Origin of the sequence: Arthrobacter bambusae (genome assembly GCF_030812595.1) — a bacterium.
GTDB classification, from domain to species: domain Bacteria; phylum Actinomycetota; class Actinomycetes; order Actinomycetales; family Micrococcaceae; genus Arthrobacter; species Arthrobacter bambusae_B.
The window spans coordinates 408,650-433,538 of sequence record NZ_JAUSSZ010000001.1; the positions used below are offsets into that span (position 1 = coordinate 408,650).

Below are 24,889 nucleotides of genomic sequence, written 5' to 3' on the forward strand. Positions count from 1 at the left end.
AGTTCGCGGCGTGGTGAAGGCCGGCGGGAAGCGCCAGGACCCGCCGCCCGTAGCGATTCTCCTTGCCCGGGCCGGCGCTGCGTGCAGCAATTTGCAGGCTGGCTGGCGCGGGCGCCGGCTTTCGGCGCGTTCGGAGCATTGGGCCGCGGCTGAGACCCGCGCTGCCAGTGACCGACGTCGGAACCCCAGCCGCGGACTTGTTTGTCAGTATGAGCCACCCACGAGGGACGCTGACTGCGGCAGTGAAGCAAGCGCCATACACTCATGCGTGTTTTTTACAATTTAAGACTTTAAAAGTACAAGCCGTGCGGGGTCTCCAGTTCGTACGGTTGTTTAAGTGCAATTCAGATCTAACAAAGGCGTTCGAAAAATGGAAAATGTTCAGGCGGTGCATGAACGCCCGACTCCCTCATCCAGCGAAGTGGAGACTTCACTCCTCGGAGAAGCGCCAAGTGCCGGGAGGACCCCCAAGATTTCCTTCGGCAGTTGGGCGTTCTCCTTCGGTCCGTTTAGTTCTTCGCCTTGGTCCTTTGAGCGGCTCTGCGAGTACGCCGCGGACGCTGGTTATGACGGCGTGGAAATCAATGGGTTCCGACCTCATCCGCACTACGCAGACTTTGGCAGCTCAGCAAGCTATGCCCCGCTTCGATCCCTCGCTTCGAGACTCGGCTTGGGGTACTCCGGATATGCCCCCGACTTCACTGACGTGCCTCCCGCGGAGGCCTCCGAACGCGCATACCTCAAGGCGATCGAAGGAGCACTTTCGTTCTGCGAAAACCTTGACATTCCTCTGCTGCGCGTAGATTCCATCAGCCCGCCAGCCACACTGCCTACGAATGAGTACGGCGTCCGCTTCGATCGTCTTGCGTCGAACTGGCGCGCGGCTGCGGACGCGTGCGAGAAGTCAGGAGTGGGACTCGTGTGGGAGTTCGAACCAGGCTTTTGGCTCAACCGCCCTTCCGAGGTTCTGCAGATGCTTGATGCGGTCGACCACCCAAATTTCAAAATTCTATTTGACACCAGCCACGCCTACACCGGGGTGGTCGCAGGTGGACGACAGGGTGACAATCCGGAACTGCTTTCCGGCGGCGTCGCGGAATACGCGTCATTGATCGAACCATATCTGGGGCATCTACATCTCATCGACTCCGATGGTTCCCTTCACGACGAAGAAACCAGCTCACACGTCCCATTCGGTGAGGGCCAGGTTGATTTCCTTCCAGCTCTTGAAGCGCTCAAACCCTCCCTCAACCGGCTTGAGTGGTGGACGGTCGATTTCTGCTTCTGCCCCACGACCGAAAGGGACGGACGACTGGCCGTGCCTTTTGTTCGCGGGCTGGCCGAAAGGGTCTCAAAGTGACTGACTACTACGGAGCAGACCTCGTAGCTCCCACGAAGTCCAAGGTCCGGACCAACGGAATAGAGATTGCCTATATCGAACGAGGCTCCGGGGATCCCTTGGTCCTCATCATGGGTCTGGGTGCGGATTTGTCGGCCTGGGAGCTGCATCTGCGGGCCTACGCAGAGCAGTTCCGCTGCATCGCCGTAGACAACCGGGGTGCCGGTGATTCGGACAAGCCCGAGGGTCCTTACACCACCGCAGGCATGGCCGACGACTACGCCGGGCTCATCCGGAGCCTTGGCTTGGGAAAGGTCCGGGTCGTTGGAATTTCAATGGGCGGCGCGATTGCCCAGGAACTTGCCATCCGGCACCCTGAGCTAGTCGAGCGGATGGTGCTCGTCTCATCCTGGGCACGGACGGCAACGTTCACCAGGGAGGTCTTCGAAGAGTTCAAGAACCTTCGTTCGATCCTGACGGAAGCTGAGTTTGCGCGCCTTCTGCAGCTCCGGATATGGACCCCCGAATACGTCGAAAACCATATCGACGAGCTCTCTGCTGCCAGGGAAGTCCCTAGTACGGTGCCGCACCATGCTTTCGAGGCGCAGAGTGCTGCCTGTCTGGGACACGACACGATCGGACGGATGGCCAGCCTTCGTGTTCCGACACTGATCACGGTCGGCGGAGCCGACGCATTTACGCCCTTAGTGCGCTCAGAGGAATTGCGCGGCCAGATCCCGGCGGCGGAGCTGAAGATATTCCCCGGCTCCGGTCACGCCCACCACTGGGAAGAACTTGAAGAATTCAACCGATACACCATGGAGTGGCTGAAATGACGACAACAGACTTCGACATCCGTTTTAGTTGCCAGACCTATGCCTGGCAGATGGGCGGGGACCGATACAAGGGCCGGATGGACCACATCCTGGAGGTCGTTGATGAGGCAGGATTTGCAGCCATTGAGGCCGAGCCGGTCATGCTGGGTGGATATTCAGACATCGAACGGGCGCACCAGCTGTTCGACCCGTCGCGAGTGCAGTTGTCCTCCGTTGCCTTCGTAGCCAGTTGGCGGAACGGTAGGGAAACGGAAGAGGAGCGCGCGGCGGCGGACCACTTCATTGAGTTCGTCCGCTCCTTCGATGGTGCCCGGCTTGTCCTGGTTCAAGCACCGGGACCAAACAGAAATGACCTCGGTGAGCGCCAGGAAAACGCGATCGCCTGCATCAACAGCGTTGCCCGGCGAGCCGCGGATGCTGGCGTCAGCGCCACCTTCCACCCCAACTCACCCAACGGGTCCGTCTTTAGGACCAGAGATGACTACCAAACCCTCCTTGATGGTCTGGACGAACGCGTGGTCAAGTACACTCCGGACGCCGGCCACATCGCCGTCGGGGGCATGGACCCCCTGTCCATCCTGAAGGAGTACCGGGATGTAGTGGATCACATCCACCTCAAGGATTTCACTCCCGGTGAGGGCTGGGCGGTGACCGGTGAAGGGGAGGTTGATTTCCCCGGAATTGTGACGTATCTGCGGGATACTGGATATAAGGGCTGGGTGGTCGTGGAGGAAGAGTCCCCCGCCGCCCAGACGAATCCGGACGCAGCTGCCGCCGGTTCGGCTGCGTACGTTCGCGCCGTTTTGGAACCCCTCGTTCATCTCCCGGCCTGATGACAGGCAATGCCGCGCCGGCGTCGGTCCGGCTCCAGCAACGAATCCAAGTTCTTTCAAAGACGAAGGAGAACCGCAATGAAACGCCCGATAACACTCTTCAGCGGACAGTTTGCAGACCTCTCGCTAGACGAATTCGCCAAAAAGTGCTCTGACTGGGGCTATGACGGTGTGGAGCTGGCATGCTGGGGGGAGCACTTCAATGTGCCGCGTGCCCTGCGTGATCCCAGCTATGTCAAGAACCTTAAGCAGTTGCTCGACAGCCATGGGCTCTCCTATTCCGCCATCAGCTCCCACCTTGTGTCCCAGGCTGTCTGCGACCGGATCGATGAACGGCACCGTGTCCTCCTGCCCCCCGCCGTTTGGGGGGACGGGGAAGAAGAAGGGGTTCGCCGCCGGGCCGAAGAACGGATGAAGGATACCGCCCGTGCCGCCGCGGAACTCGGAGTCGAAACCGTCGTCGGATTTACCGGATCGAGCATCTTTCACATGTTCAATGGCTGGCCGCCGGCCAGCCCCGACATGATCGAGGCAGGTTATCAGGACTTCGCCGAGCGTTGGGGCCGGATCATGGACGTCTTCGAAGAAGTCGGGGTCCGTTTTGCACTCGAAGCCATGCCGGGTGAAATCGGGTACGACATTGTTACCTGCAAGCGGGCTTTTGACGCCATAGGGAACAGGCCCTCATTTGGGCTCAACTTCGACCCGTCCCACCTACATTGGCAGATGTTGGATGAAGTCGCGTTCCTCCGTGCCTTCCCGGAGCGCATTTACAACGTCCACATGAAGGACGCACGCCGTTCACTGGATGGGCGACGCAACATCCTGGCGAGCCACCTGCCCTCTGGGCACCCGGACCGGGGCTGGGACTTCATCTCTGTCGGACACGGAGATGTCCCGTTCGAATCGATTGTCCGCACCCTCAACGACATCGGTTACGACGGCCCTCTGGCGGTGGAATGGGAAGACTCTAACTTGGACCGGGACCTCGGCGCGGCCGAGTCGGTGAGCTACCTGCAAAAACTCGGCTTTGAAAAGCCCACAGCGGCTTGGTTCAGCTCGTTCACAACATCCGAATAGCCGTAAACATTACCTTCGGTCGGCATATAGGCCGTGCTGAACATCAAAGGAGACACAGTGGTACCCACATCGACAAAGAGGTCGGCTTCGGCCTGGTTGGCTGCAACGGCAGTCGCATCAGTGGCCATGTTCGGACTCGTAGCCTGTGACAGCGGCGGCAGCAGCAGCGGAGCCGCGGGCGGCGGCACCGGAAGTAAGGAAATCATCGCCTTCGTGCCCCCCAGCAGCGACCCTTATGTCGCCAACTGGCTCAAGAAGGCCACAGACGGCGCGAAGAACGCCGGATACACGCTTAAAGCAGTCACGGAGGATTCCGCCTCGGCAGCTTCCGCGCAGGTTCAGCAGGTTCTCGGAGGCGGAAATCTGCCTGCCATGTTTGTCTGGTGGCCGGTACAGCCAGAGGCTCAAGTCGGATCTCTGGCGCAATTGAGCGGTAGCGGTGTTCCTGTGTTCCAGGTCAACCAATTGCCGGTGCAAGAGAGCGAAAAGTACATCACCGCCTATGCCGGTGTCTCGGACATCGAGATCGGGAAAATAGCCGGCCAGGCTGCCATTCAGGCCCGGGACTCCCTTAAGGCTTCGGGTGCAGCCATGACGACACCTGGTGGCAGCGTCTTGGTGCCCAACCTTCCCGTAGGCTACGGCGCCACTCGCGACCGAATTGCCGGTTTCAAGAGCGCCATCGAAGGATCCGGGCTGACCATCGTCGCTGAAGGAAACGCGACAGGTTTCAGTGCCCAGGATGCCTTCACGCTCACCAGCCAAATGATCGCCGCAAACAAATCGAAGGGCTTTGACCTCGTATACGCCCCGGAGGACGACTACGCCGTCGGCGGTATCCGGGCTCTGACCCAGGCGGGTTACAAGCCTGGAAAGAACGTGGAAGTGATCGGTGGATCGTGCCACGGGGACGATTCGACGCTGAAGGACAAATCCCAGTTCAACACCATCATCCAAGGAGCCGGCCTGGAAGGTCAGTTCGCCATGGACCGCATGCTCCAGTACCTGAAGAACCCGAAGGTCCAGGACGGCCAATACGTGGCGCCTGCGGATGCTGATGCCGTCCCGAAGTTCCCGGACACGGTCAGCAAGGTAAACATCATTCCCACACCCATCGTCCTCGCCGAGAAATACCCCACTGCCAAACTCTGGGGAACGCCCGACACGGAATGGTGCACCTACTAGATCGGACGGTCCTGCGGAATTCGTACCCGCTTTCCGCAGGACAGTTTCCATTCGTTAACTCAAACTAGGCAAGAAAGATCAAGCATGACTACGTCAAACGTGGAACCACTTCTGGAGGCGGTCAACGTCCGGAAGCAATACGGGTCTGTTGTTGCGCTCTCTGATGCCAGCATTGCCATCCGTGCCGGGGAAGTTATGGCCCTTCTTGGGCAGAACGGCGCAGGAAAGAGCACCCTCGTCGGCATCATCTCGGGACGTGTCAAATTCGACGCCGGTGAGCTTCGTTTCGACGGGAGGGCCGTCCCATCCCACGACCTTGCCCGGCAGGGTTCCCCTGTTGCCGTAGTTCAGCAGGAGCTCAGCCTCGTTCCGACCATGACCGTCGGACAAAACGTCTTTATCGCCAACCTGGAAATGGGCCGCTGGTATGGCGCACGGAAAGCCGGGCGCAAAGCACGGCCGTTCCTGGAGAGGGCCGGACTCGGCCATCTGGATCCCATGACGCTGGCCGGACGGCTCTCAGTCGGAGAACAGCAGCTGGTCGAGCTGGCTCGGGCCTTGGCCCGTAATGCCCGGGTGATCATCCTGGACGAACCGACTGCTGCACTGTCGGACCCGGAAATCGAGACGGTTCTGTCGGTCATCGAGGACCTCAAAGCCCAAGGCGTTGCGGTGATCTATATCAGTCACCGGCTTGATGAAGTCATCCGAATAGCCGATCGGGTGACCATCGTCCGGGATGGAAAATCCCTCCCCGCCTTGGAACATGAAGATATTCAACTGAGTGCCATCATAGAAGCCATGTTGGGGCGGCGGCTGGAAGCCCTGTACCCGACAGGCACGAGGAGCTACGGCGACCAAGAGGTCATCCGGCTGGAAGAGGTGATGGCCGAGGGGCTGGATGAACCGGTAACGCTGAGCGTGAAAAAGGGCGAAATATTCGGACTCGCGGGCCAATTGGGCAGTGCGGCTGCTGTGCTTCTTGAAATCATCGCCGGAGTTCGCCCCATCACCGGCGGACAGATCCTCGTCCAAGGCAAGCGCAGAATGGTGAGCAACCCCGGGCAGGCAAAGGCTGCAGGCATCGCGTACTGCTCGGGTGACCGGAAGCTGGACGGGATCTTCGGCGTACGGTCCGTCCAGGAGAATCTAACCTCTCCCGGGATGCGGAAGTTCACCAAGCGGGGGTGGATTTCCGGTCCATCCGAGAAACGGATGGCACAGCGGCTCGCCGAGACATTTGGTGTGACCGGTGGACGCCTGGGGCATCCGGTCGAATCGCTCAGCGGAGGCAACCAACAGAAAGTGGTTCTCGGCAAGTGGCTGGGAATCGACCCTGTCGTGCTGCTTGTTAACGAGCCTACGCGGGGAGTGAGTATGGCAGTTTGATTCAGGACCGGTGTGACGGCTTGAATCAGGACCACCTCACGACTCGCCGGTTGGTTGTGACGGTCTGAATCAGGACCACCCTCAGTGTTGCTTTCATCTGATGAAAGCAACACTTGGAGGTCCGGATGAGGGTGCGCTTGGAGCTGTTCGCCAGTATTCGCAGAGATGCCCGTGTTGAGGGGTTATCAATCCGTGGTCTGGCAAAGCGGTATCAGGTCGGGCGGGACACGGTCCGGCAGGCGTTGTCGGACCCGGTCCCTCCGGCGCGGAAGACGCCCGAGAGGTCGTCGCCCCGGCTGGATCCGTTCAAGGTCGCGATCGACGCGATGTTGGTTGAGGATACGACGGCCCCGCGGAAGCAGCGCCATACTGCCCGGAGGATTCTTGCCCGGCTCATCGAGGAGCACGGCGCGGAGGAGCTGTCGTATTCGACGGTGCGGGACTATGTCCGGGTCCGCCGGGCGCAGATCGATGTGGAGGCCGGTCGCCGGGTTGAGGTGTTCGTCCCGCAGGAACACGCCCCCGGGGCGGAAGCGGAAGTGGACTTCGGCGAGGTCTGGATCGTGTTGAACGGGGTGAAGACGAAGTGCCACATGTTCATCTTCCGGCTCTCCCACTCCGGCAAGGCCATCCACCGGATTTACCCCACCCAAGCCCAGGAAGCGTTTCTGGAAGGCCATATCGAAGCATTCAAAGAGATCGGCGGCGTGCCGGTCAAACACATCCGCTATGACAACCTCACCAGTGCCGTCAGGGCCGTGGTGTTCGGGCAGGGCAGGAAACGCCTGGAGAACGACCGGTGGGTGTTGTTCCGCTCGTTCTATGGTTTTGATGCTTTTTACTGCCAGCCAGGTATTGCCGGAGCTCACGAGAAAGGCGGGGTCGAAGGCGAGGTGGGCTTCTTCCGCCGCAACAGGCTTACTCCGATGCCCGTCGCGAAGTCCCTTGAGGAGCTCAACGACCGGATCCGGGCCTGGGAGGTCCAAGACGATCGACGGCGGATCAATGACCGGATCCGCACCATCGGCCAGGACCTCGCCGCCGAGGCCCCGTTCCTGACACCGTTGCCGGCGGAAGAGTTCGACCCCGGCCTGGTGCTGAACCCCAGAGTGGACCGGTCCTCGATGATCACCGTGCGGATGGTGAAGTACTCCGTGCCCGCACGGTTCATCGGCCGACGAGTCCGGGTGTCCTTGCGGGCATCCGAGCTTGTGGTGTTCGACGGCCGGACGGTGGCGGCCCGGCATCAGCGGATCATTGCCAAGGGCGCACAGTCGATTCAATTGGACCATTACCTCGAGGTCCTCAAAACCAAGCCCGGCGCTCTGCCTGGCTCGACCGCTTTGGCCAGGGCACGGGAGTCAGGGGCTTTCACCAGCGCCCATGAAGCCTTCTGGTCTGCCTCGCGCCGGGTCAACGGCGACGCCGAGGGGACCCGTGAACTGATCGACGTCCTGCTGCTCCACCGCTCCATGAACGCCGTTGATGTCGAGGCAGGGATCGTCGCGGCGCTGGGCGTGGGTGCGGTCAGCGCCGATGTCGTCGCGGTCGAGGCCAGAAGGCACGCAGCAGGCACCGGGGGTGGGTCCGGTTCGGACCGTCATCACGGTGCTCATCCCGAGACGAGAGTGCAACGCGTTGTCAGCTTGACCCAGCGCCGGCTGATGGACCCTGCCGCGGTCATCGCGGGGCTGCCCCGGGATACCCGGCCGTTGCCGACGGTCAGTGCCTATGACGAGTTGCTGGCCAAACGGGCCGAACACCCAGCAGGAACCGAGTCGAAGGAGAACATCTCATGAGTCCCACCGCACCGGCCACCACCATCACCCCGACCCTGCGCCGGCGGCGCGGCCTGACCGAGCAGGCCGCGGTCGCGGCCGTGGACCAAGCCTGCCGCCGCCTGCGCCTGCCCACCGTCCGTGCGGTCCTGGACGAAGCCCTCACCGTCGCCGGGAAAGAACAACTCTCCTACCAAGGTTTCCTGGCCGAACTGCTGCTGGCCGAGTGCGATGACCGGGACCGGCGCTCATCCATCCGTCGGGTCAAAGCCGCGAACTTTCCAAGGAACAAGTGGCTCGCAGACTTCGATTTCGACGCGAACCCGAACATCAACCCCGCCACGATCCACACCCTCGCCACCGGGGACTGGATCCGCAAAGGATCACCCCTATGCCTGATCGGTGACTCCGGAACGGGCAAAACCCACCTGCTCATCGGGCTCGGCACCGCGGCCGCGGAACAGGGCTACCGGGTCAAATACACCCTCGCGACCCGGCTTGTGAACGAACTCGTCGAGGCCGCCGATGAGAAAGTACTGGCCAAGACCATCGCCCGCTACGGGCGCGTGGATCTGCTCTGTATTGATGAACTGGGCTATATGGAACTGGACCGCCGCGGGGCTGAACTCCTCTTCCAAGTCCTCACCGAACGCGAAGAAAAGAACTCCATCGCCATCGCCTCCAACGAGTCGTTCTCCGGGTGGACCAAGACCTTCAGCGATCCGCGTCTATGTGCCGCGATCGTGGACCGACTGACCTTCAACGGCGCCATCATCGAAACCGGCACCGACTCCTACCGCCTCGCCCACACCATTGCCCAACAAGCCACCAGCTAACCAGTGCCCGAGTCGACTCGGCGGTGTCTTGACCGTTCGATGAAGAACACCGTTCCCAAAGCCGCAACGCACACCACAGGAATTGCGATCATAAGTGACCGGGTAAGGTTCGGGATCGCGTACGCGAGAGTTGCCATCACAATCATGATGACAACTGCCGGCAGGATGACCGCTAATCGTAGTTTCATCGGATCCTAGGGGGCCCGTTCAGCGTCGTCGTCGGCCGTGCTCTACCTCAGCACCGGAGCCAGAGAGAAACCCGGACCAGATGACGATTTGGGGAAGGCAGATGACCGCAGCAAATACTGCGCCCATCCATGGTGTCGGTCCGCTAACCACGACAATCAACAACGCCAGGGGAACAGCACATACAAGAGCGATGATTGCCCGGATTTCTGTCCTTCGCATTCAGTTCGCCTCCTTGCCGTTCATGGTAGCGAGGGCAGCACTGCAGTAAAAGGTCCCCCGGTTACAAGGGCCAGCGAAATAGGAGCAGTGACACGAGGGCATGGATCAAGCTGTCCTAGTGGTCCTGAACGAAGCTGACATACTCAGCCGAGGGCGTCCAATACCCAGGGGGCCGTTCAGGGAAGCTACCCCCTCGGCCGCTGAGATTTTCGATAAGCAGATTTTGGGGTGCTTTTTCGAATCCAAATTAGAAGCGGGATGAGAACAACTAAAAGCGCAATTATTCCGGCAAAAAGTGCCACGTAGTGCCAGGTGCCCGAGGTTTGCCAGGTTGGCGCGCCAGTGACCGCGAACGATATACCAACACTCACCCCGAAGAAGGCCACACTCATAGCCACCATCGTGACTAGAAATTTGAACCAGAAGATCATGCGGTTAGTTCTATGGTTTCCCATCACACTCATCCCTTTCTACTTCAGCAGTTTTATGACTGGCCCTATCCCGGCAGTGATCCCACCCAAGACACCCCCCTCCAAGCAACCCTGTGCCGGATTGGCGTTGTTCAGGGCGTTGGCCAAGCCCCCAGCGATACATCCTGAGATTGCACCCCCTACCATCGGTGAAAGGAAGGGATCGAGAGCCGTTCCAACCGCACCTCCCACGATTGCACCGACAATGTCACCGAAGGATAGGTCGAGACCCGACGGGTCTGTGGCATTGATGGGGTTGCATTTGACGTAGGCGTAGCGATTTGCTTCCTGGCCTGAAGGGTCGGTTTGGGTGAAGCGTCCGCGGTAGGGGTTGTAGTATCGGGCGCCGAATTTGACCCTGTTGGTGGAGGCTTCGTAGTAGCCGCCGGCGTATTGCCAGGGGTTGTTCGCGGCCTGGGCTCCGGTGCTGGTGGCGTTGCCCCTGGAGTCGTAGCTGTAGGTGGCTGCTTTGCCCTGGGTGCTGTCGGTGAGCAGGATGATGGAGCCGAGGGCGTCGGTGGTGTAGTAGAAGGATCCGGCGCCGGTGCGCATGCTGATCAGAATCACGTCCAAGGCGCCACGCGGGGCTTAGGTCCCACGTCGGCTTCTCGACCAGAAGACCGCGCAAGCCACGATCACGATGATCCCAATTGCGACGCCACCGGGACTGGAACCGAGGATGGAGAGGACGATGCCAGCAATTGCGAGCACAGCCGCAATCGCGATCAGCCAAATCGTCGAGGTTCTATTCACAGAATCACCACCCACAGGAAGACTCGACGACCATCGCCCCGCCTACCCCTCCGAGGATCACCGCTCCGAATATGTAAAGACTGAGGCCCCCCGTTTCTGGAGCTGCCAGTCCTGCAACGATCGCTCCTCCTGCGTAGGCGAGAATCGATCCAACACACCCTGTGACATCAAGTCCCGTTGGATCTGTGGCGTTGATGGGGTTGCATCCGACGTACGCGTAGCGGTTGGCTTCCTGACCTGACGGATCCACTTGGGTGAACCGGCCGCGGTAGGGGTTGTAGTAGCGGGCACCGAACTTGACGCGGTTGGTGGAGGCTTCGTAGTAGCCGCCGGCGTATTGCCAGGGGTTGTTGGCCGCCTGGGCTCCGGTGCTGGTGGCATTGCCCCAGGAATCGTAGCTGTAGGTGGCCGCCTTGGCCTGGGTGCTGTCGGTAAGCAGGATGACGGAACCGAGGGCGTCGGTGGTGTAGTAGAAGGATCCGGCGCTGGTGCGCATGCTGATCAGGTTACCCTGCGGGTCGCGGATGAACGAGGTGGTCGCCACGCCGCTGCTCTGCTGGGTGATGCCCAGGGTGCCGTTGAGGAACGAGGTTCCGCCTGCGGTGAGCCGGCTGTAGTCGTGTGAAGAAGAATCCGGCGGGTTCTGTGGCGTTGATGGGATCGAATCCCCAGGTCAGAGTTCTAGAAGTACTTCGCACCCTTCGATTACGCATCGTCGCGTTGCTGGCGGTTGTCCTTCCGCTGCGACCCGTCGCGATCACTTCTGAGAATGGGGATACTCGCGGCTGCGGCCATTGCTAGCCCAGCGACGATGCCCAAGGTGAGCGCCTGAGGCCATGCGCCGATGATGAAGCCGACCACTCCCCACACCAGCAAGCTGGTCACAAGGATTAAGACTATTCGGGACCCACTTGGGTGCTCGGAGAATGTTCACCACCGCACCTACTTAGAAATACTTCCCAAAGAATCCGGTTATGGCGCCTCCAAAGGCGCCGTACAAGGTCTCCTGCCCAGCTTGCTGAACGGTGGCCCCGTTGGTCCCGGCGTTTGCACCTGCTATGGCTGCACCCGCGAAAGCGCCGAAGAGAGCCGCACCCACCAGGCATCCAACGGCACCCGGCAGCGCGCAAACGGCAGTCGCCCCCACAGCTGCAAGTGGCGCCGAAAGTACGGCTGCAAATACAGTGCCAAGGAGATCGAGTCCTGTGGGATCCGTGTTGCTGACTGGATTTGCTCCGGCGTAGAGATAGCGGTTTGCTTCTTGACCGGACGGGTCAGATTGGGTGAACCGTCCTCGGTAGGGGTTGTAGTAGCGGGTGCTTGCGTGCGGTAGTAGGACACCGCCGGTCGAAGCTGCGAAGCAAATGACGGCTCCGGGCAATCGACCTAAAAGATAGTCGATGACGGAGCAGTGAACCGGAACGGTGAACGTCCCTGCCCACCGCCACATCTCACGGCTCCGCAGTCGGCTTTCCTTGGTCCTCACGTTTTTTCTTACTTCTGTCCAGCCTCCAGTTGTTGGCGACAGCGAGCACAATGGCGGCAACAAGCACGATCGGGATCCAAATATGCGGGCCGCCGAGCGTGGCTATAAGGAGACCCACAGCAATAATCGAGACGGGGATTAGCGATGTATTAGGAGTTCGCCTGTTAAGAAAATTCATGTCATCCTCCCGTATAGCATCCCGCGATGAAGCCCGCGTCACCTAAAAGATTGAGGCCCGCGAGGGGGTCCAGGGCAAGTCCTAGTAGGACTCCATAAGCTCCTAGGTAGCAGCCAATTGCCCCACCCAGACTGCCGCTGCTGCTCGTACCGAAATGCTCTGCGCATCCAACGGACTGACTACAGTACGACGTGCTGCCCGGATCAGGGCAAACAGTTGTCCCACAGGCGAAGAAGTAGCCGCTGGGGTCTGAATTGTTGACTGGATTCGCCCCGGCATAGAGGTATCGGTTGGCTTCCTGTCCCGAGGGATCGACCTGGGTGAAGCGTCCGCGGTAGGGGTTGTAGTAGCGGGCACCGAACTTAGTGCGGTTGGTGGCCGTGTCGTTGTAGCCGCCGGCGTATTGCCAGGGGTTGTTCGCGGCCTGGGCTCCGGTGCTGGTGGCGTTGCCCCAGGAGTCGTAGCTGTAGGTGGCTGCCTTGGCCTGGGTGCTGTCGGTAAGCAGGATGACGGAACCGAGGGCGTCGGTGGTGTAGTAGAAGGATCCGGCGCTGGTGCGCATGCTGATCAGGTTACCCTGCGGGTCGCGGATGAACGAGGTGGTCGCCCCGCCGCTGCTTTGCTGGGTGATGCCCAGGGTGCCGTTGAGGAAGCTGGTGGAGCCGGAGGTGAGCCGTTCATCGTTCCGGGGACCGGCGTAGGTGAAGTTGGTAGTGGTTCCACCGTTGACGTTGGAGGTGAACTGGTCGAACACGTTGTAGGCCTGGGTGGTGGCCCCGGCGGCGGTGGTGTTTCCGTCGCCGTCATAGGAGTAGGTGGTCGCGCCTCCCGGAGGCGTTGAGCAGGCCCCGGCGCTGGAACCCGCCCAGCAGAGTTCATCGGCTGCGTTGTAGGCGTTGTAGACCGTGGCGGCGCCTGTGCGTGCGTCGGAGGTGCGGTTGCCGTTGGCGTCATAGCCCCAGGTGTCCGTGGTCGTTCCGACGGTGTCTTTCCACAGCCGGCGCCGGTTGTCATAGGTGTAGCTGGTGGTGGTGGTTCCGTCGTTCATGGAGGCGCGCAGGTCCCCGTCATGTCCGCCGGTGATGGTGTTGTAGGTGTAGGCACGGGTGGCCAGGGTGCCGCCGGTGCTGTTGGTCGCGGTGACCGATTTGATCCGTGAGGCGTTGTCGTACACGGTCGTGTTCTTGACCCCGTTGGGGTAGCTGGTGCTGGTGCGGTGGTTGGCGGTGTCGTAGCCGAAGCCGGTGCATCCGGTGGTGTTGGGGAAGGCCGGTGTGGCGGGGCAGGATCCGCCGGGTTCGGCGAGTTTGACCAGCCGGTTCGCGGGATCGTACCCGTAGTTCACGGTGCCGGTCGGGTCGGTGAAGGACAGGACGTTGGAGGCCCCGTCATAGGTGACGGAGGTCGTGACGTTGCCGCCGGTTTTCTTGGAGATGAGCCGGTTCTGGCTGTCGTGCACGTAGGTGGTGGTGCCGGAGGCATCGGTGCGGGAGTCCAGCATGCCGGCCCCGTCGTAGCTGAAGGTCACGCATGTGGCCGGGACGCAGGAGGATCCGTACTGGATTTGGTGGAGCCGGTCGTTGTCGTCATAGATGTAAGTGGCGGTCTGCCCGTTGCCGTCCTTGGAGGTCAGCAGCCGGCTGGCGTTATCGAAGGTGTTGGTGATGGCACCCAGCGGTGCCGGACGGGTGACCGTGACTGGATCGGCGTAGGAGTAGGTGTAGCTGGTGATGTTGCCGTTGTTGTCGCGGTAGGTGCACAACTGCCCGTTCCATGCGTTGCAGTTCGTGTTCTCCGCATCGGCCTGGTAATTGCGCAGGGTGTAGGACCCGTCCGCATAGGTGGTCTTGTACACGAAGGCGATGTTCGTGTCGTAGGTGTAGCCGGTGGCGTTCTGCTCGGCATCGGCGGAGGAGTTCGGGCGGATGCTGGTGTTGGTCCCGTAGGTGAAGGTGCTGCTTGCTCCGCTGCCGCCGGTCGCTCCTGCGGGTGAGGTGATCTGGGTGACGTAGTTGGCGCCGTTGTAGGTTGCGGTGGTGGCGTTGCCCAGGGCATCGGTGGATTTGATCTGGTTGTCGTGGGTGTCGAAGACGGACTGCAGGCTGTTGCCGTTGGCGTCCTTGACGCTGGTGACCTGGTTGCTGGCGTTGAAGGTGTAGACGGCCTGGTGCCCGTTCGGGTCGGTGACCGTGGTGGTTCCGGTGCCGTAGGACGGGGTCCAGTCGCCTTGGTCGTTGGTGTTGTAGGCGTAGCTGATCTTCGCGATGCGCCCGCTGGAGTCATAGGCCAGGTTCGTGTAGTTGGCCATGCCGTCTTCGACTTGGGAGATCTTCCCGGCCGCGTTGTAGCTGAAGGTGAGGGTGTCCGCGGTGGCGTCGGTGATCGAGGACATCGCCCCGCCGGGCCCGCCGTAGGCGATGCTGATGCTCCGCCCCAGGGAATTATCAGTGATCGTGGAGGGCTGGGAGGAGTTGTTCGGGTCCGTGTACGCGTAGGAAACGGTCCGGTTCTCCGTGTCGGTGGTGTGGTCCAGCAGCCCGTTGGCGTTATAGAAGTAATCGACCGCGAAGACCACCCCGCCGTAGGGGTTGTTGGTGCCCGTCAGCACCAGGTTGTTCCCGGAGAGCTGGTACTGGTTTGTCAGCAGCGAATCATTGAACTGCAGCGAGAAATAACTGCCACTGCCGGTGAGTGTGGCGCGGATCCCCGGGGGTGTGATGAACCCGCCGGCACCGTCGGGGGTGAACGTGTACCAGCCGCCGTCGTCGGCCACGTAGGTGTACGCTCCGGTCCCCGGCCCGGTCATCAAGGTGGTTTCCTGGGTGCCGACATTCAAGGTCGGGCGTGTGTCCGTGAGGCTGTTGTACCGCCAGCCCACGTTCACATCCAGCAACGCACCCTGCACGTGCAGCAGCTTGCCCGTCAGCACGGCATTGCCGTTCGTCGGATTGAACGACAGCTTCGCCAAATCCGTGAGCTGGTGATCGATCATCGACGCCGCACCACGCGAACCCGCAGGAGCACCGTTGCCCGTGACCGGGGCCAGCGCCGCCGAGGCCACCAAAGGAGCCGGCTTCGGAGCCGGTCCGTTCCTGAAGTTCTGCGGGACCGGTTTCTTCGGCTGCGCCAGTGTGGGCGGCTTCTTCGCTTTAGCGGCAGGCTTGCCCGGGGGCGCCGTCGTCGCTTTCGATGATGCCGCGGGCGACGCTGAAGGCGAAGGGGCCGGCGAGGGGGTAGTTGCCTGTGCGGGCGCAGCCAGCCCGGTCAGAACAACAGCGGAAATTGCAAAACCTGACAAAAGAGACCGTAAAGCAGCCATGCTGCGCCCCCGAATGTTCATGCTCCCCAGTGAGCGTCCTTTGCGCCCCCAGTGAGCACGGGATGATCATCAGCCTTACTGTCTCCGCAAAACAAGAGCTCACTGCCGTAAATTTTCCTGGCCGCCGATACCATGAGCGGCACCCGAGCCACCATCGTTGGTGGATATGACAGGCACGGCACCAGGGGTTGATGTCCCGGGCGGGACGTGGCGTACGGCGTTTTCCCTTGTCAAAAACGCAATGCCGCGAATCGGGGCCTCATCGCGCTACTGCCGGACCGCGGGCCACCAAGCTGGAAATCATGCATATTTGACGCATGTTTAATGACCGTGTCAAAAGCAGGCAACCTGTTGACAATTTCCGCCATCCCAGGCGCTTCCCCCGGGAATGACTGCTGCCGATGGGTCGGCAACGACTTAAAATTGCGAGGGCTCCACGGTTTGGACCCTCACACCCACTGGATACACAGTTCGGTCAATAGCACCGCGATGGTCCTGAAACAGGCCGTCGTGGTGGTCCTAAATCAGGTTGACATACTCAGGGAGTCGATGTCGGCGCCCGCGCAGAAATCTACAACTACCTTCAGGCGCTGGCGGATAAGGGACTGACCATTATTTTCACCTCGACTGAAACCGAAGAAGTCATCGGCCTGGCCGATGTGGTTTCCAGCTTTTACCGGGGCACCCTTGTGAGAACCGAACAGGCGGACCGTTTGGATGCCACCACGCTGGAACACGAACTGAGCAGCCCGCCCGCGGGTTCCGTTTCAAAGGAGACGAGATGAAAACCATCCTGAACAAACCCCGAGTCGTGGGAGCAGGCCCCGTGCCGTCCGCTCCCGGTGCGGCATCATTCGCCTCGCGCCGCACGCAGGGCCTCATGATCGGGGTGGGGGTCATCGTCGTACTTCTGATTGTCGGAAGCCTTGCGGCCCCTGACTTTGTCACTGTCTCGAACTTCCTAGGTGTCATCCGGTCGGCCTCGATCACGGGAATCGTGGCCCTCGGGTTGACGTTCGTCACCATTTCGGGCAACTACTTCTCGCTCTCAGTGGCGCAGACCGCTATTCTCACCAGTGTCGTATACGCTGCGGTGGCTTCCACTTCCGGTTTCTTTGTCGCCATTCTGGCGACAATCGCCGTCTGTCTTTTCCTTGGCCTTATTCAGGGAGCCATCATCGGCGCTGGCGGGAACCCTGTCGTCGTGACACTTGCTGCCGGAGCCACCACCCTTGGCGTGGTGCTTCTCATGACTTCCAGCAACCGCGTACGGCTGACTGCGGACCCGGGCAGCCTGGCGGTCGCCATCGGCCGCTCCGCACCCCTGGGGATTCCCAGTGCAACGTGGGCCTTCGCCATAGTGGCGGTCATCTGTTACCTCATACTCCAGCGGACATCCCTGGGCCGCCAGACCATCCTGGTCGGCGCGAACCGCAAGACGGCGAACGCCGTTGGTTTCAACGTTCGCGGGATCATTATCTGGGCCTTCGTCATTTCCGCCTTGACGGCGGGTTGCGCTGGCGTGCTGACCGCCGCCGAATTCGGTGTGGCCGACACGGCTCAGTTTCCCGACCTTGACATCAACGCAGTCGCTGCCGTTCTGGTCGGTGGCACTGCCATCAAGGGCGGTGAGGGCTCAATTCTCCAGACCTGCATCGGAGCGCTCTTCATAGCACTTTTGAGGAACCTCCTGCAGATCCTCGGTCTGAGCACGGGGATCCAACTACTGGTTATCGGCGCGGTCGTCACCATAGCCGTCTGCACGTACGTGCTCGTGAAGGGAAAAGGAAAATGAGCACCCTAACAAAGGGACTCCAAAGGTCCACACGCGATTGGGACCTCGTAGCAAGACTTGGGCTCTCCCTCGCCATCATCATTGGATTCGCCCTGGTCATCCCCCGGTTCCTGTCGACGAACAACGTGTTTTCGGTGCTGCAGGTGGTCGCGCCGATCGGGATTGCAGCCTTGGGCGTCGGTGTCACCATGCTTGCAGGAGAATTTGATCTTTCCATTGGCTCCATGGCGGCCGTGGGCGGCGTCGCCTCCATCCTCCTGGCTGGGAACGGCCCGGTCATCAGCATCCTTGTTCCGATGCTGATCGGCGCCCTCCTTGGTGCAGGTCAAGGAGCCCTGATAAGCAAGCTCAAAATCAGCTCCCTTGTTGTCACCATCGGGACGCTTATCCTGTTGAGGGGACTCGCATATGTCCTCTCCGGAGAGAAGTCGGTCTTCCTCACGGACTTCGGCATCGGCAAGGCCTTGGGTCAACGGATCTGGATTTTCTCCCCGCTCAGTCTGGTTTTCATTGTCCTAGCTATCGTCGTTTGGGTCGTTCTGCGCTACACCAAGTTCGGCCACGAAGTCTACGCAATGGGGGGAGGCCGCCGCGAAGCACAGGCTGCCGGGCTGTCGCCCTTCCGCCCACTGGTCACGGTGTTCGCATTCTCCGGCAGCATGGGTGCACTGGCCGGAGCCCTCGTGTCGCTGAGCATCGGAGGGGCGGCCCCGACAGGATTCAGTGAAATCCTGCTGTCGTCTGTGGCCGCGGCCGTCATTGGAGGTATCGCTTTGAGCGGCGGGAAGGGCAGCCCATGGGGCCTCGTTTTGGGCGCTGTGGCGCTGGGCGTCATTTCAAACGGCGTAAGCGTCCTCGGCGCGCCCGTTTATGTCCTGCAGTTCCTGACCGGCGGCCTGCTTCTGGCCGCGTTGGCTGCCGAGATGCTGACCTCGAGGTCGCCTCGAGTACGAAAAGTCAGAGCCGCCGCTATGTCTTCCCTAGCGACCATGAACGGTAAAAGCCGCCAGGGCCCGCCGAAACTCAATGAACGGAGCACAAAATGAAGGCAGTCGTACTACCCGGGGACGAGACTGTATCAGTCCAGAGTTTCGAGGACCCGGTGCCCGGAGCCGGCGAAGTCCTCATTCGTGTGAAGGCAACGGCGGTCTGCGGCAGCGACCTTACCGCTTTGCGGGGCGAACAAGTCGTCGGCACGAGACCCGAGCGGCTCGTCCCGGGCCACGAGGTCGCTGGCATCGTCGAGGCCGTTGGGCCCGGAGCGACAAGCGTCGCGGTCGGCGACAGGGTCGCCGTATATCTGGCCATCGGCTGCATGAAATGCGAAAACTGTCGAGCGGGCAATCTGATGCTCTGCCCTGAAGTGAAGATCCTAGGGTTCGACGTCCAGGGCGGGGACGCTGAACTGGTGGTGGTGCCAGCGGTAAATTGCATGCGCTTGCCCGACGAAATGAGTTTCGCCGAAGGCGCTGTAGCCACGGACATGTTCGGAACACAGTACAGCGCCCAGGATCGCCTCGGCGTGTCAGGGGCGGACACGGTCGTCGTCTCCGGGCTGGGGCCCATGGGGGCTGCCGCAGTCGCCATCGCCAAGGCTCGCGGAGCACGCGTCATCGCTATCGATCCGGTCGAGCACAGGCGGGAACTGGGGCTGCGTCTTGGCGCCGATGTCGTCTTGCCGGCGGTCAATGACGAAGTCCGGACCATTGGGATCGGCCGCGGACATGGAGGCCCGGACGTCGTCATCGAATGCTCCGGTAATGTCCGTGCTCAGGCCGCGGCACTCGAGATGGTGCGTCCGCTCGGGAGGGTCGCCTTCGTCGGCGAAAGCCGCGAACTCAAGATCAACCCGAGCGAGCATTTCCTGCGTAAGCTGACCACAGTTATCGGAGCCTGGTATTTCCCCATCTGGCAGTTCGACGAGATCACCCAGTTTCTCATCGAGCGGAAAGTGCCAGTGAATGAAATAATCAGCCACCGTCTGACCCTGGACGATGCACCCAAAGCCTTCGAAATGCTAGCCGCTCGCAGCGCAGAGAAAATGGTGTTCGAGCTATGACCACTTCCGACATTTCGCAAACCACGCTGCCGAAGCTCGCGGTCAACACCTTCGTCTGGTGTTCGCCGTTGACGCCCGAGTGGCTGGACCAGCTCGTACCCAAAATCTCAGCCTGGGGTTTCGAGGCGATCGAGTTGCCTCTGGAGTCCATTGGGGACTGGGACTCCGAGGCGACTGGGCAGCTCCTCAGGGACTATGCCCTCGAACCGGTCATCTGTGCGGTGATGCCGCCAGGCCGAGACCTCATAGCTTGCCCAGGATCGGTGCGCGAGGAAACACAGGATTATCTGAGGTCCTGCGTTGAGGCCGCCATCACAGTCGGATCAACGCGCGTCGTCGGACCGATGTACGCCGCCGTCGGTCGCACTTGGCGGATGGAGGCTGCTGAGCGAACGGCTGCCATGGGGGAGCTCCGTGAAGCCCTCCGGCCGATTGCCGATTATGCCGGCGATCGTGGGGTCGTCTTAGGTGTTGAGCCCCTGAACCGATACGAAACCAGCGTGCTCAACACAACTGCGCAGGCTCTGGATCTGATCGAGGGCCTCCCCGTCGAGTCCGTAGGCTTGAACCTCGACGTCTATCACATGAACATCGAAGAAAAGAGTACACCGGCAGCCCTAAGGGAAGCCGGTGAGCGGCTGATGCACCTCCAGGTGTGCGGCAACGACCGGGGAACGCCCGGAGAAGACCATCTGGATTGGGAGGGCATTCGCGAGGCCCTTGCTGACATCAATTATTCAGGCGTGCTGGGTATCGAGTCCTTCACAGCTGACAACAAGACCATTGCCACGGCGGCATCAATATGGCGGCCCCTGGCACGGACCCAGGACGCAATCGCCGAAGACGGAATTGCATTCCTGCGCCCTTGGATGGCCGCTTGGCCGTCCATTGAGGTAGCAAGCGAGACAAATCGGTAATGCCCAACGATTTCGCCCATGGAGCGCGCCCTTCATTGCGTCACGATCGTGACCAGATTGACGAACGCTTAAAACTTCGGGAAAACTTCATAAGTTCGATGGGACCAATGGTCGCTATGGATGCACTTGACGGTCTCGAGGACGTGTATTTCTTCGTCAAAGACACATCGCGGCGGTTCGTTTACTACAACCGTGCGTTCGCTGGCCTTTTGCGTCGGGTCGGAGATGAGCTTCTGGGGATGCGAGACGAAGACGTATCCCCTGAGTACCTTGTTGAAAAGTACCGAGCCGACGATGAGGCAGTCCTCCAAGGCAATGCCCGGCTTGTAAACTCTGTTGAACTTGTCAGTAACGCAGACGGTTCTTATGACTGGTTCACCACCTCCAAAGTGCCGGTGCTTGACCCTGGCGGCCACATTGTCGGCGTCGCGGGAACGACTCGAAACATCAGCCAAAGGAAAGACGAGAACCATTTTCTAGCGCTTGCGCCCGCAATTGAACGAATCATGAAGGAGTTTGACCGGGCTATATCTGTTGGAGAGCTCGCCGCTTCCGTCTCCTTGTCTTCGAGCCAGTTCACGCGCCAGTTCAAGAAGCGGGTGGGGACGACGCCGCACAGCTACATCAGACAGGTGCGGCTGAACGCTGCGTGCGACCTGTTGGCCACGACGGAGGCTTCGATCTCAGAAGTTGCCATCCGCACCGGCTACAGCGATCAGAGCCACCTAACTCACGATTTTGTCGCCCGCAAAGGGATCAGCCCAAAAAAATACCGCGAGAAATACCGGGCTCACCCCAACGGAAATGGACTGACTGTCCCGATTTAATTCAGCCGATTGCTCGTGAAGAAGGGACAAAAGAACGAATGGACTCCGTCGTTCCCCTTCTGAAAAGAATTGCATTTTGAGTCCAAGAGATTCATGCCCTTACCGGCGTCTATTCTGAGACGCCCTCGGTAGGGTCAGGCAACCCGACTTGCGGGGTGTCCGCCGAACTTGAAGGCCTGCAAGCCGGAATCCCTCGTTAGTGCAATGGACTATGGAGGGATTCCGGCTCGCGTGGCCAAGCCCGTTCCCTGGAAGTCGCGGCTTCAGAATGCGTCATCAACCATCAGCCACCTTCGGTCCGCCTAACCAAAGAAAGCACGCGACCATCTCATATGGAGATGGTCGTTTTTCACATTTTCTAGGCGGTTGCCTACAATATGTGTCCAATATTACCCCGGTAATTTAGTGACAGTTCTTCTAGGGATTCATCAAAGAACAACGTGTGTTGCGCTCAATCGACGCGATATAAGGCTTGACGCTGTTTGGAATATAGCGATACCTCCAAGATTTCCCCTGCCGGTTCAGGCAGAATTCAAAACCAGGAGTTTCTATGAACAAGACATCGAAGTCGGTAGGGCATTGGTTCGGCATGGCAGCCGTGGCGTCAGTGGCGATGCTCGGTCTGGCGGCTTGCGACGGGGCAGAAGCCGGCAGTGGCGGTAGTACAGGTGGAAGCGGTGCCAGCGCTAGCAAAGAAATCGTTGCCTTTCTTCCACCCGCGAGCGATCCATATCCAGCCAACTGGCTTAAATCCGCGACCGCGGAAGCAACGAAGTCCGGGTACACGATTCGAGTAGTGACGGAGGATTCAGCTTCAGCAGCTCAGGCTCAGGTTCAACAGGTTCTCGGGAGTGGGAAACTGCCCGCCCTGTTCGTCTGGTGGCCAATACAACCGGAGGCTCAGGTTGGGTCGCTCGCCCAGCTGAGCGCGAGTGGAGTGCCCGTCTTCCAAGCCAACCAATTGCCTGTGGCCGGAAGTGAAAAGTACCTAACAGCCTATGTAGGCGTGTCAGATGTCGAAATTGGAAAGATTGCGGGCCAAGCGGCGATAAAGGCCCGCGATGCACTGAAGAAGTCCGGCGCCCAGCTGACCACTCCGGGTGGCGCCGTAATGGTGCCAAACCTGCCCGTCGGTTTTGGAGCAACGAAAGACAGGATCGCGGGCTTCAAGAGCGCCATCGAAGGATCCGGGCTGACCATCGTCGCTGAAGGAAACGCGACAGGTTTCAGTGCCCAGGATGCCTTCACGCTCACCAGCCAAATGATCGCCGCAAACAAATCCAAGGGCTTTGACCTCGTATACGCCCCGGAGGACGACTACGCCGTCGGCGGTATCCGGGCTCTGACCCAGGCGGGCTACAAGCCTGGAAAGAACGTGGAAGTGATCGGTGGATCGTGCCACGGGGACGATTCGACGCTGAAGGACAAATCCCAGTTCAACACCATCATCCAAGGAGCCGGCCTGGAAGGTCAGTTCGCCATGGACCGCATGCTCCAGTACCTGAAGAAGCCGAAGGTCCAGGACGGCCAATACGTGGCGCCTGCGGATGCTGATGCCGTCCCGAAGTTCCCGGACACGGTCAGCAAGCTAAACATCATTCCGACTCCACTCGTAGTGGCGGGCGATTACCCCACCGCGAAGCTTTGGGGAACGCCCGATACCCAGTGGTGCACTTACTAGCCCCAGGCGGGCACAAAGCCAGGGCATCCGTCGGCCGGGCCCCGCGTCCGGTATACCGACGATGACGCGGATGCCGATCACGACGAAAGAGGAACAAAATGAACGAGCAATTTGATGTCGTAGTAGTTGGAGGGGGTAGCGCTGGCTGTATCGTGGCTGCTCGCATGAGTGAGAATCCAGCGCGCAGCGTGCTCCTGCTGGAAGCGGGTCCGGACTATGCCACTGCAGAATCCGTTCCAGCCGGTGTCCTCGAGGCCAGGTACAACCCGATGCGCGGTCAGAGCCCGGATCCAGACCCGAAACACGACTGGGGTTTGTCAGTCAAAGGCAAGGACGGTGGAACAATTGCAGCTCCTCAGGGCCATCTCATCGGAGGAGGATCCGCCGTCAACGCCATGATGTCTATCCGAGGAGTTCGCACTGACCACGAGGAGTGGACGGCGCTGGGCAACCCCAGCTGGGGTTGGGACGAGGCCTTAGCGGCCTACCGCGAGCTGGAAGATGATTCCGCCCCATCGTCCGAGATCCATGGGCGAGGTGGCCCGTGGTCGGTGACACGTCACCACCCTGCCGAGTACGGGCCGCTCCAGGCAGCGTTCGTGGAGTCCTGCCGAAATTTGGGGATCAAGGATTCCTGGGACCTCAACGCTCCAGGCGCGGAAGGCGTCGGGCCGATTCCAATGTCCCGGTTCGGGACAAAGAGAATTTCGACGGCGGCCGCTTACCTGAATCCGGCACGGCACAGGGCAAACCTTTCCGTCCGCGGAGACAGCCTTGTTGCGCGGGTGCTGTTCGACGGCGAGTCCGTAATCGGCGTCGAACTTGCAGATGGGACCCATATCGACGCTGGAGAAGTAATCCTGTGTTCCGGGGCGATCCTCACCCCCGCAGTACTCCAGAGGTCCGGAGTTGGTCCGGCGGACATACTCGACGGCCTGGGGATAGAAGTAGTGGCGGATCTTCCCGTCGGCGAGAACCTCTTCGACCACGTATCTGTTCCGCTTCTGGCCAAGCCGCGGGAGGGAGCCTGGAATCCGGACCATTTCAGCATGCAGACGGCGGTGCGGACTTCGACCTCTGTGCAGCCAGGCACCTTTGATGCCCAGCTGACTATGTTCAGCTACCTGAACGCTCGAACCACGGGGGAGGGTGTGAGGGGACTGGCAGGCGAAGGCGCAGCCAACCTGGAAAACGTTGCTGGGATCGGCACCATGCTTCACAAGCCCCGAGCCACCGGCACGGTAGAAATCGTATCCACTGATCCAACGGTTTTGCCTGCAGTCGACCCAAATTACTTGGGGCACCCGACGGATGTAGCTTCGATGCGCGAAATCGTTCGTATGGGATGGAAAGTGCTGACAGCTGAACCACTGGCGAGCCTTCTCGGAGAACCCCTCAGTATGAACGCTGCGATCATTGCTGATGACGACGCCTTGGACCAAGCGATTGAGGGTATGGTCGCTGCGGTCTATCACTTCAACGGCACGTGCAAAATGGCTTCCAAAGACCAAGGTGGCGTGGTTGACGAAACAGGCAAGGTATACGGGCTTAGGGGCTTGAGGGTTGCCGATGCTTCGGTGATTCCGACGTCGCCGGGATCCAACACAATGCTTCCAACCATCATGGTCGCTGAGCGCATTTCCGCCTTCGCCGGCAAGCCACCGGCCGCGGCGAACTAAAGCCGGCAGCGACGAAATTAACAACAGAACCACAACTGCTC

At 60.5% G+C, this 24,889-nt stretch carries 20 protein-coding genes; 16 read left to right on the forward strand and 4 right to left on the reverse strand.

What is annotated here, in order from left to right:
- Window positions 1–370: 370 nt before the first annotated feature.
- The 8 genes from J2S96_RS01935 to istB all read left to right on the forward strand — a co-directional run bounded on the left by J2S96_RS01935 (window position 371) and on the right by istB (window position 9,276).
- Window positions 371–1,360: a sugar phosphate isomerase/epimerase family protein gene (locus J2S96_RS01935; RefSeq protein WP_306859343.1), complete on the forward strand. Its 990-nt coding sequence runs from the start codon at window positions 371–373 to the stop codon at window positions 1,358–1,360.
- Entirely contained in the window at window positions 1,357–2,175 is an 819-nt protein-coding gene (locus J2S96_RS01940; RefSeq protein WP_306859345.1) for an alpha/beta fold hydrolase, read from the forward strand. The genes J2S96_RS01935 and J2S96_RS01940 overlap by 4 nt, the downstream gene beginning before the upstream one ends.
- Window positions 2,172–3,008: a sugar phosphate isomerase/epimerase family protein gene (locus tag J2S96_RS01945; protein ID WP_306859347.1), complete on the forward strand. Its 837-nt coding sequence runs from the start codon at window positions 2,172–2,174 to the stop codon at window positions 3,006–3,008. The genes J2S96_RS01940 and J2S96_RS01945 overlap by 4 nt, the downstream gene beginning before the upstream one ends.
- A 78-nt stretch (window positions 3,009–3,086) precedes the next feature.
- Window positions 3,087–4,088, forward strand: a complete 1,002-nt coding sequence (locus tag J2S96_RS01950; RefSeq protein ID WP_306859350.1) for a sugar phosphate isomerase/epimerase family protein — start codon at window positions 3,087–3,089, stop codon at window positions 4,086–4,088.
- A gap of 57 nt (window positions 4,089–4,145) precedes the next feature.
- On the forward strand, window positions 4,146–5,273 hold the full coding sequence (locus tag J2S96_RS01955; protein WP_306859352.1) for a sugar ABC transporter substrate-binding protein: 1,128 nt from the start codon (window positions 4,146–4,148) through the stop codon (window positions 5,271–5,273).
- Window positions 5,274–5,357: 84 nt separating this feature from the next.
- A complete protein-coding gene (locus J2S96_RS01960) occupies window positions 5,358–6,662 on the forward strand; it encodes a sugar ABC transporter ATP-binding protein (protein WP_306859354.1) in 1,305 nt (434 codons plus the stop codon).
- A 125-nt stretch (window positions 6,663–6,787) separates the two neighbouring features.
- The gene (gene istA, locus J2S96_RS01965; protein ID WP_306859356.1) at window positions 6,788–8,461 is read left to right on the forward strand and encodes an IS21 family transposase; all 1,674 of its coding nucleotides are present in this window, start codon (window positions 6,788–6,790) and stop codon (window positions 8,459–8,461) included.
- Complete coding sequence (gene istB, locus J2S96_RS01970) at window positions 8,458–9,276, forward strand: IS21-like element helper ATPase IstB (RefSeq protein ID WP_306859358.1); 819 nt, start codon at window positions 8,458–8,460, stop codon at window positions 9,274–9,276. Before istA ends, istB begins: the two co-directional genes overlap by 4 nt.
- 878 nt (window positions 9,277–10,154) lie before the next feature.
- Here the strand turns inward: istB and J2S96_RS01975 are convergent.
- The 4 genes from J2S96_RS01975 to J2S96_RS01985 form a co-directional block, all read right to left on the reverse strand.
- Entirely contained in the window at window positions 10,155–10,721 is a 567-nt protein-coding gene (locus J2S96_RS01975; protein WP_306859359.1) for an RHS repeat-associated core domain-containing protein, read from the reverse strand.
- Window positions 10,722–10,911: 190 nt separating this feature from the next.
- Window positions 10,912–11,451, reverse strand: a complete 540-nt coding sequence (locus J2S96_RS01980) for an RHS repeat-associated core domain-containing protein (protein WP_306859361.1) — start codon at window positions 11,449–11,451, stop codon at window positions 10,912–10,914.
- A gap of 402 nt (window positions 11,452–11,853) precedes the next feature.
- Window positions 11,854–12,357 carry an RHS repeat-associated core domain-containing protein gene (locus J2S96_RS20140; RefSeq protein ID WP_370872980.1) on the reverse strand — a complete coding sequence of 168 codons (504 nt, stop codon included), beginning with the start codon at window positions 12,355–12,357 and terminating at the stop codon, window positions 11,854–11,856.
- 215 nt (window positions 12,358–12,572) lie between these two features.
- Window positions 12,573–15,563 carry an RHS repeat domain-containing protein gene (locus J2S96_RS01985; RefSeq protein WP_306859363.1) on the reverse strand — a complete coding sequence of 997 codons (2,991 nt, stop codon included), beginning with the start codon at window positions 15,561–15,563 and terminating at the stop codon, window positions 12,573–12,575.
- Window positions 15,564–15,603: 40 nt separating this feature from the next.
- On the opposite strand from J2S96_RS01985, the gene J2S96_RS01990 reads away from it, so the two are divergent.
- From J2S96_RS01990 to J2S96_RS02025, 8 genes are all read left to right on the forward strand, one after another.
- Window positions 15,604–15,945, forward strand: a complete 342-nt coding sequence (locus tag J2S96_RS01990) for a hypothetical protein (RefSeq protein WP_306859365.1) — start codon at window positions 15,604–15,606, stop codon at window positions 15,943–15,945.
- Between the two features lie 726 nt (window positions 15,946–16,671).
- The gene (locus tag J2S96_RS01995) at window positions 16,672–17,685 is read left to right on the forward strand and encodes an ABC transporter permease (RefSeq protein ID WP_306859367.1); all 1,014 of its coding nucleotides are present in this window, start codon (window positions 16,672–16,674) and stop codon (window positions 17,683–17,685) included.
- A complete protein-coding gene (locus J2S96_RS02000) occupies window positions 17,682–18,731 on the forward strand; it encodes an ABC transporter permease (RefSeq protein WP_306859369.1) in 1,050 nt (349 codons plus the stop codon). Before J2S96_RS01995 ends, J2S96_RS02000 begins: the two co-directional genes overlap by 4 nt.
- A complete protein-coding gene (locus J2S96_RS02005) occupies window positions 18,728–19,744 on the forward strand; it encodes an alcohol dehydrogenase catalytic domain-containing protein (protein WP_306859370.1) in 1,017 nt (338 codons plus the stop codon). The genes J2S96_RS02000 and J2S96_RS02005 overlap by 4 nt, the downstream gene beginning before the upstream one ends.
- Window positions 19,741–20,661, forward strand: a complete 921-nt coding sequence (locus J2S96_RS02010) for a sugar phosphate isomerase/epimerase family protein (protein WP_306859372.1) — start codon at window positions 19,741–19,743, stop codon at window positions 20,659–20,661. Before J2S96_RS02005 ends, J2S96_RS02010 begins: the two co-directional genes overlap by 4 nt.
- The gene (locus tag J2S96_RS02015; protein ID WP_306859374.1) at window positions 20,661–21,488 is read left to right on the forward strand and encodes an AraC family transcriptional regulator; all 828 of its coding nucleotides are present in this window, start codon (window positions 20,661–20,663) and stop codon (window positions 21,486–21,488) included. Before J2S96_RS02010 ends, J2S96_RS02015 begins: the two co-directional genes overlap by 1 nt.
- 613 nt (window positions 21,489–22,101) lie before the next feature.
- Entirely contained in the window at window positions 22,102–23,169 is a 1,068-nt protein-coding gene (locus J2S96_RS02020) for a sugar ABC transporter substrate-binding protein (protein ID WP_306859878.1), read from the forward strand.
- A gap of 98 nt (window positions 23,170–23,267) precedes the next feature.
- The gene (locus J2S96_RS02025; protein WP_306859376.1) at window positions 23,268–24,848 is read left to right on the forward strand and encodes a GMC family oxidoreductase; all 1,581 of its coding nucleotides are present in this window, start codon (window positions 23,268–23,270) and stop codon (window positions 24,846–24,848) included.
- The last annotated feature ends 41 nt before the right edge of the window (window positions 24,849–24,889 follow it).

Excerpts from the sequence above, each read along its gene's own strand:
- J2S96_RS01935 (WP_306859343.1), top strand. The coding sequence starts at position 371 with ATGGAAAATGTTCAGGCGGTGCATGAACGCCCGACTCCCTCATCCAGC.
- J2S96_RS01945 (WP_306859347.1), top strand. The coding sequence starts at position 2,172 with ATGACGACAACAGACTTCGACATCCGTTTTAGTTGCCAGACCTATGCC.
- J2S96_RS01950 (WP_306859350.1), top strand. The coding sequence starts at position 3,087 with ATGAAACGCCCGATAACACTCTTCAGCGGACAGTTTGCAGACCTCTCG.
- J2S96_RS01960 (WP_306859354.1), top strand. The coding sequence starts at position 5,358 with ATGACTACGTCAAACGTGGAACCACTTCTGGAGGCGGTCAACGTCCGG.
- istA (WP_306859356.1), top strand. The coding sequence starts at position 6,788 with ATGAGGGTGCGCTTGGAGCTGTTCGCCAGTATTCGCAGAGATGCCCGT.
- istB (WP_306859358.1), top strand. The coding sequence starts at position 8,458 with ATGAGTCCCACCGCACCGGCCACCACCATCACCCCGACCCTGCGCCGG.
- J2S96_RS20140 (WP_370872980.1), bottom strand. The coding sequence starts at position 12,357 with ATGTGGCGGTGGGCAGGGACGTTCACCGTTCCGGTTCACTGCTCCGTC.
- J2S96_RS01985 (WP_306859363.1), bottom strand. The coding sequence starts at position 15,563 with ATGATCGATCACCAGCTCACGGATTTGGCGAAGCTGTCGTTCAATCCG.
- J2S96_RS01995 (WP_306859367.1), top strand. The coding sequence starts at position 16,672 with ATGAAAACCATCCTGAACAAACCCCGAGTCGTGGGAGCAGGCCCCGTG.
- J2S96_RS02000 (WP_306859369.1), top strand. The coding sequence starts at position 17,682 with ATGAGCACCCTAACAAAGGGACTCCAAAGGTCCACACGCGATTGGGAC.
- J2S96_RS02005 (WP_306859370.1), top strand. The coding sequence starts at position 18,728 with ATGAAGGCAGTCGTACTACCCGGGGACGAGACTGTATCAGTCCAGAGT.
- J2S96_RS02010 (WP_306859372.1), top strand. The coding sequence starts at position 19,741 with ATGACCACTTCCGACATTTCGCAAACCACGCTGCCGAAGCTCGCGGTC.
- J2S96_RS02015 (WP_306859374.1), top strand. The coding sequence starts at position 20,661 with ATGCCCAACGATTTCGCCCATGGAGCGCGCCCTTCATTGCGTCACGAT.
- J2S96_RS02020 (WP_306859878.1), top strand. The coding sequence starts at position 22,102 with ATGCTCGGTCTGGCGGCTTGCGACGGGGCAGAAGCCGGCAGTGGCGGT.
- J2S96_RS02025 (WP_306859376.1), top strand. The coding sequence starts at position 23,268 with ATGAACGAGCAATTTGATGTCGTAGTAGTTGGAGGGGGTAGCGCTGGC.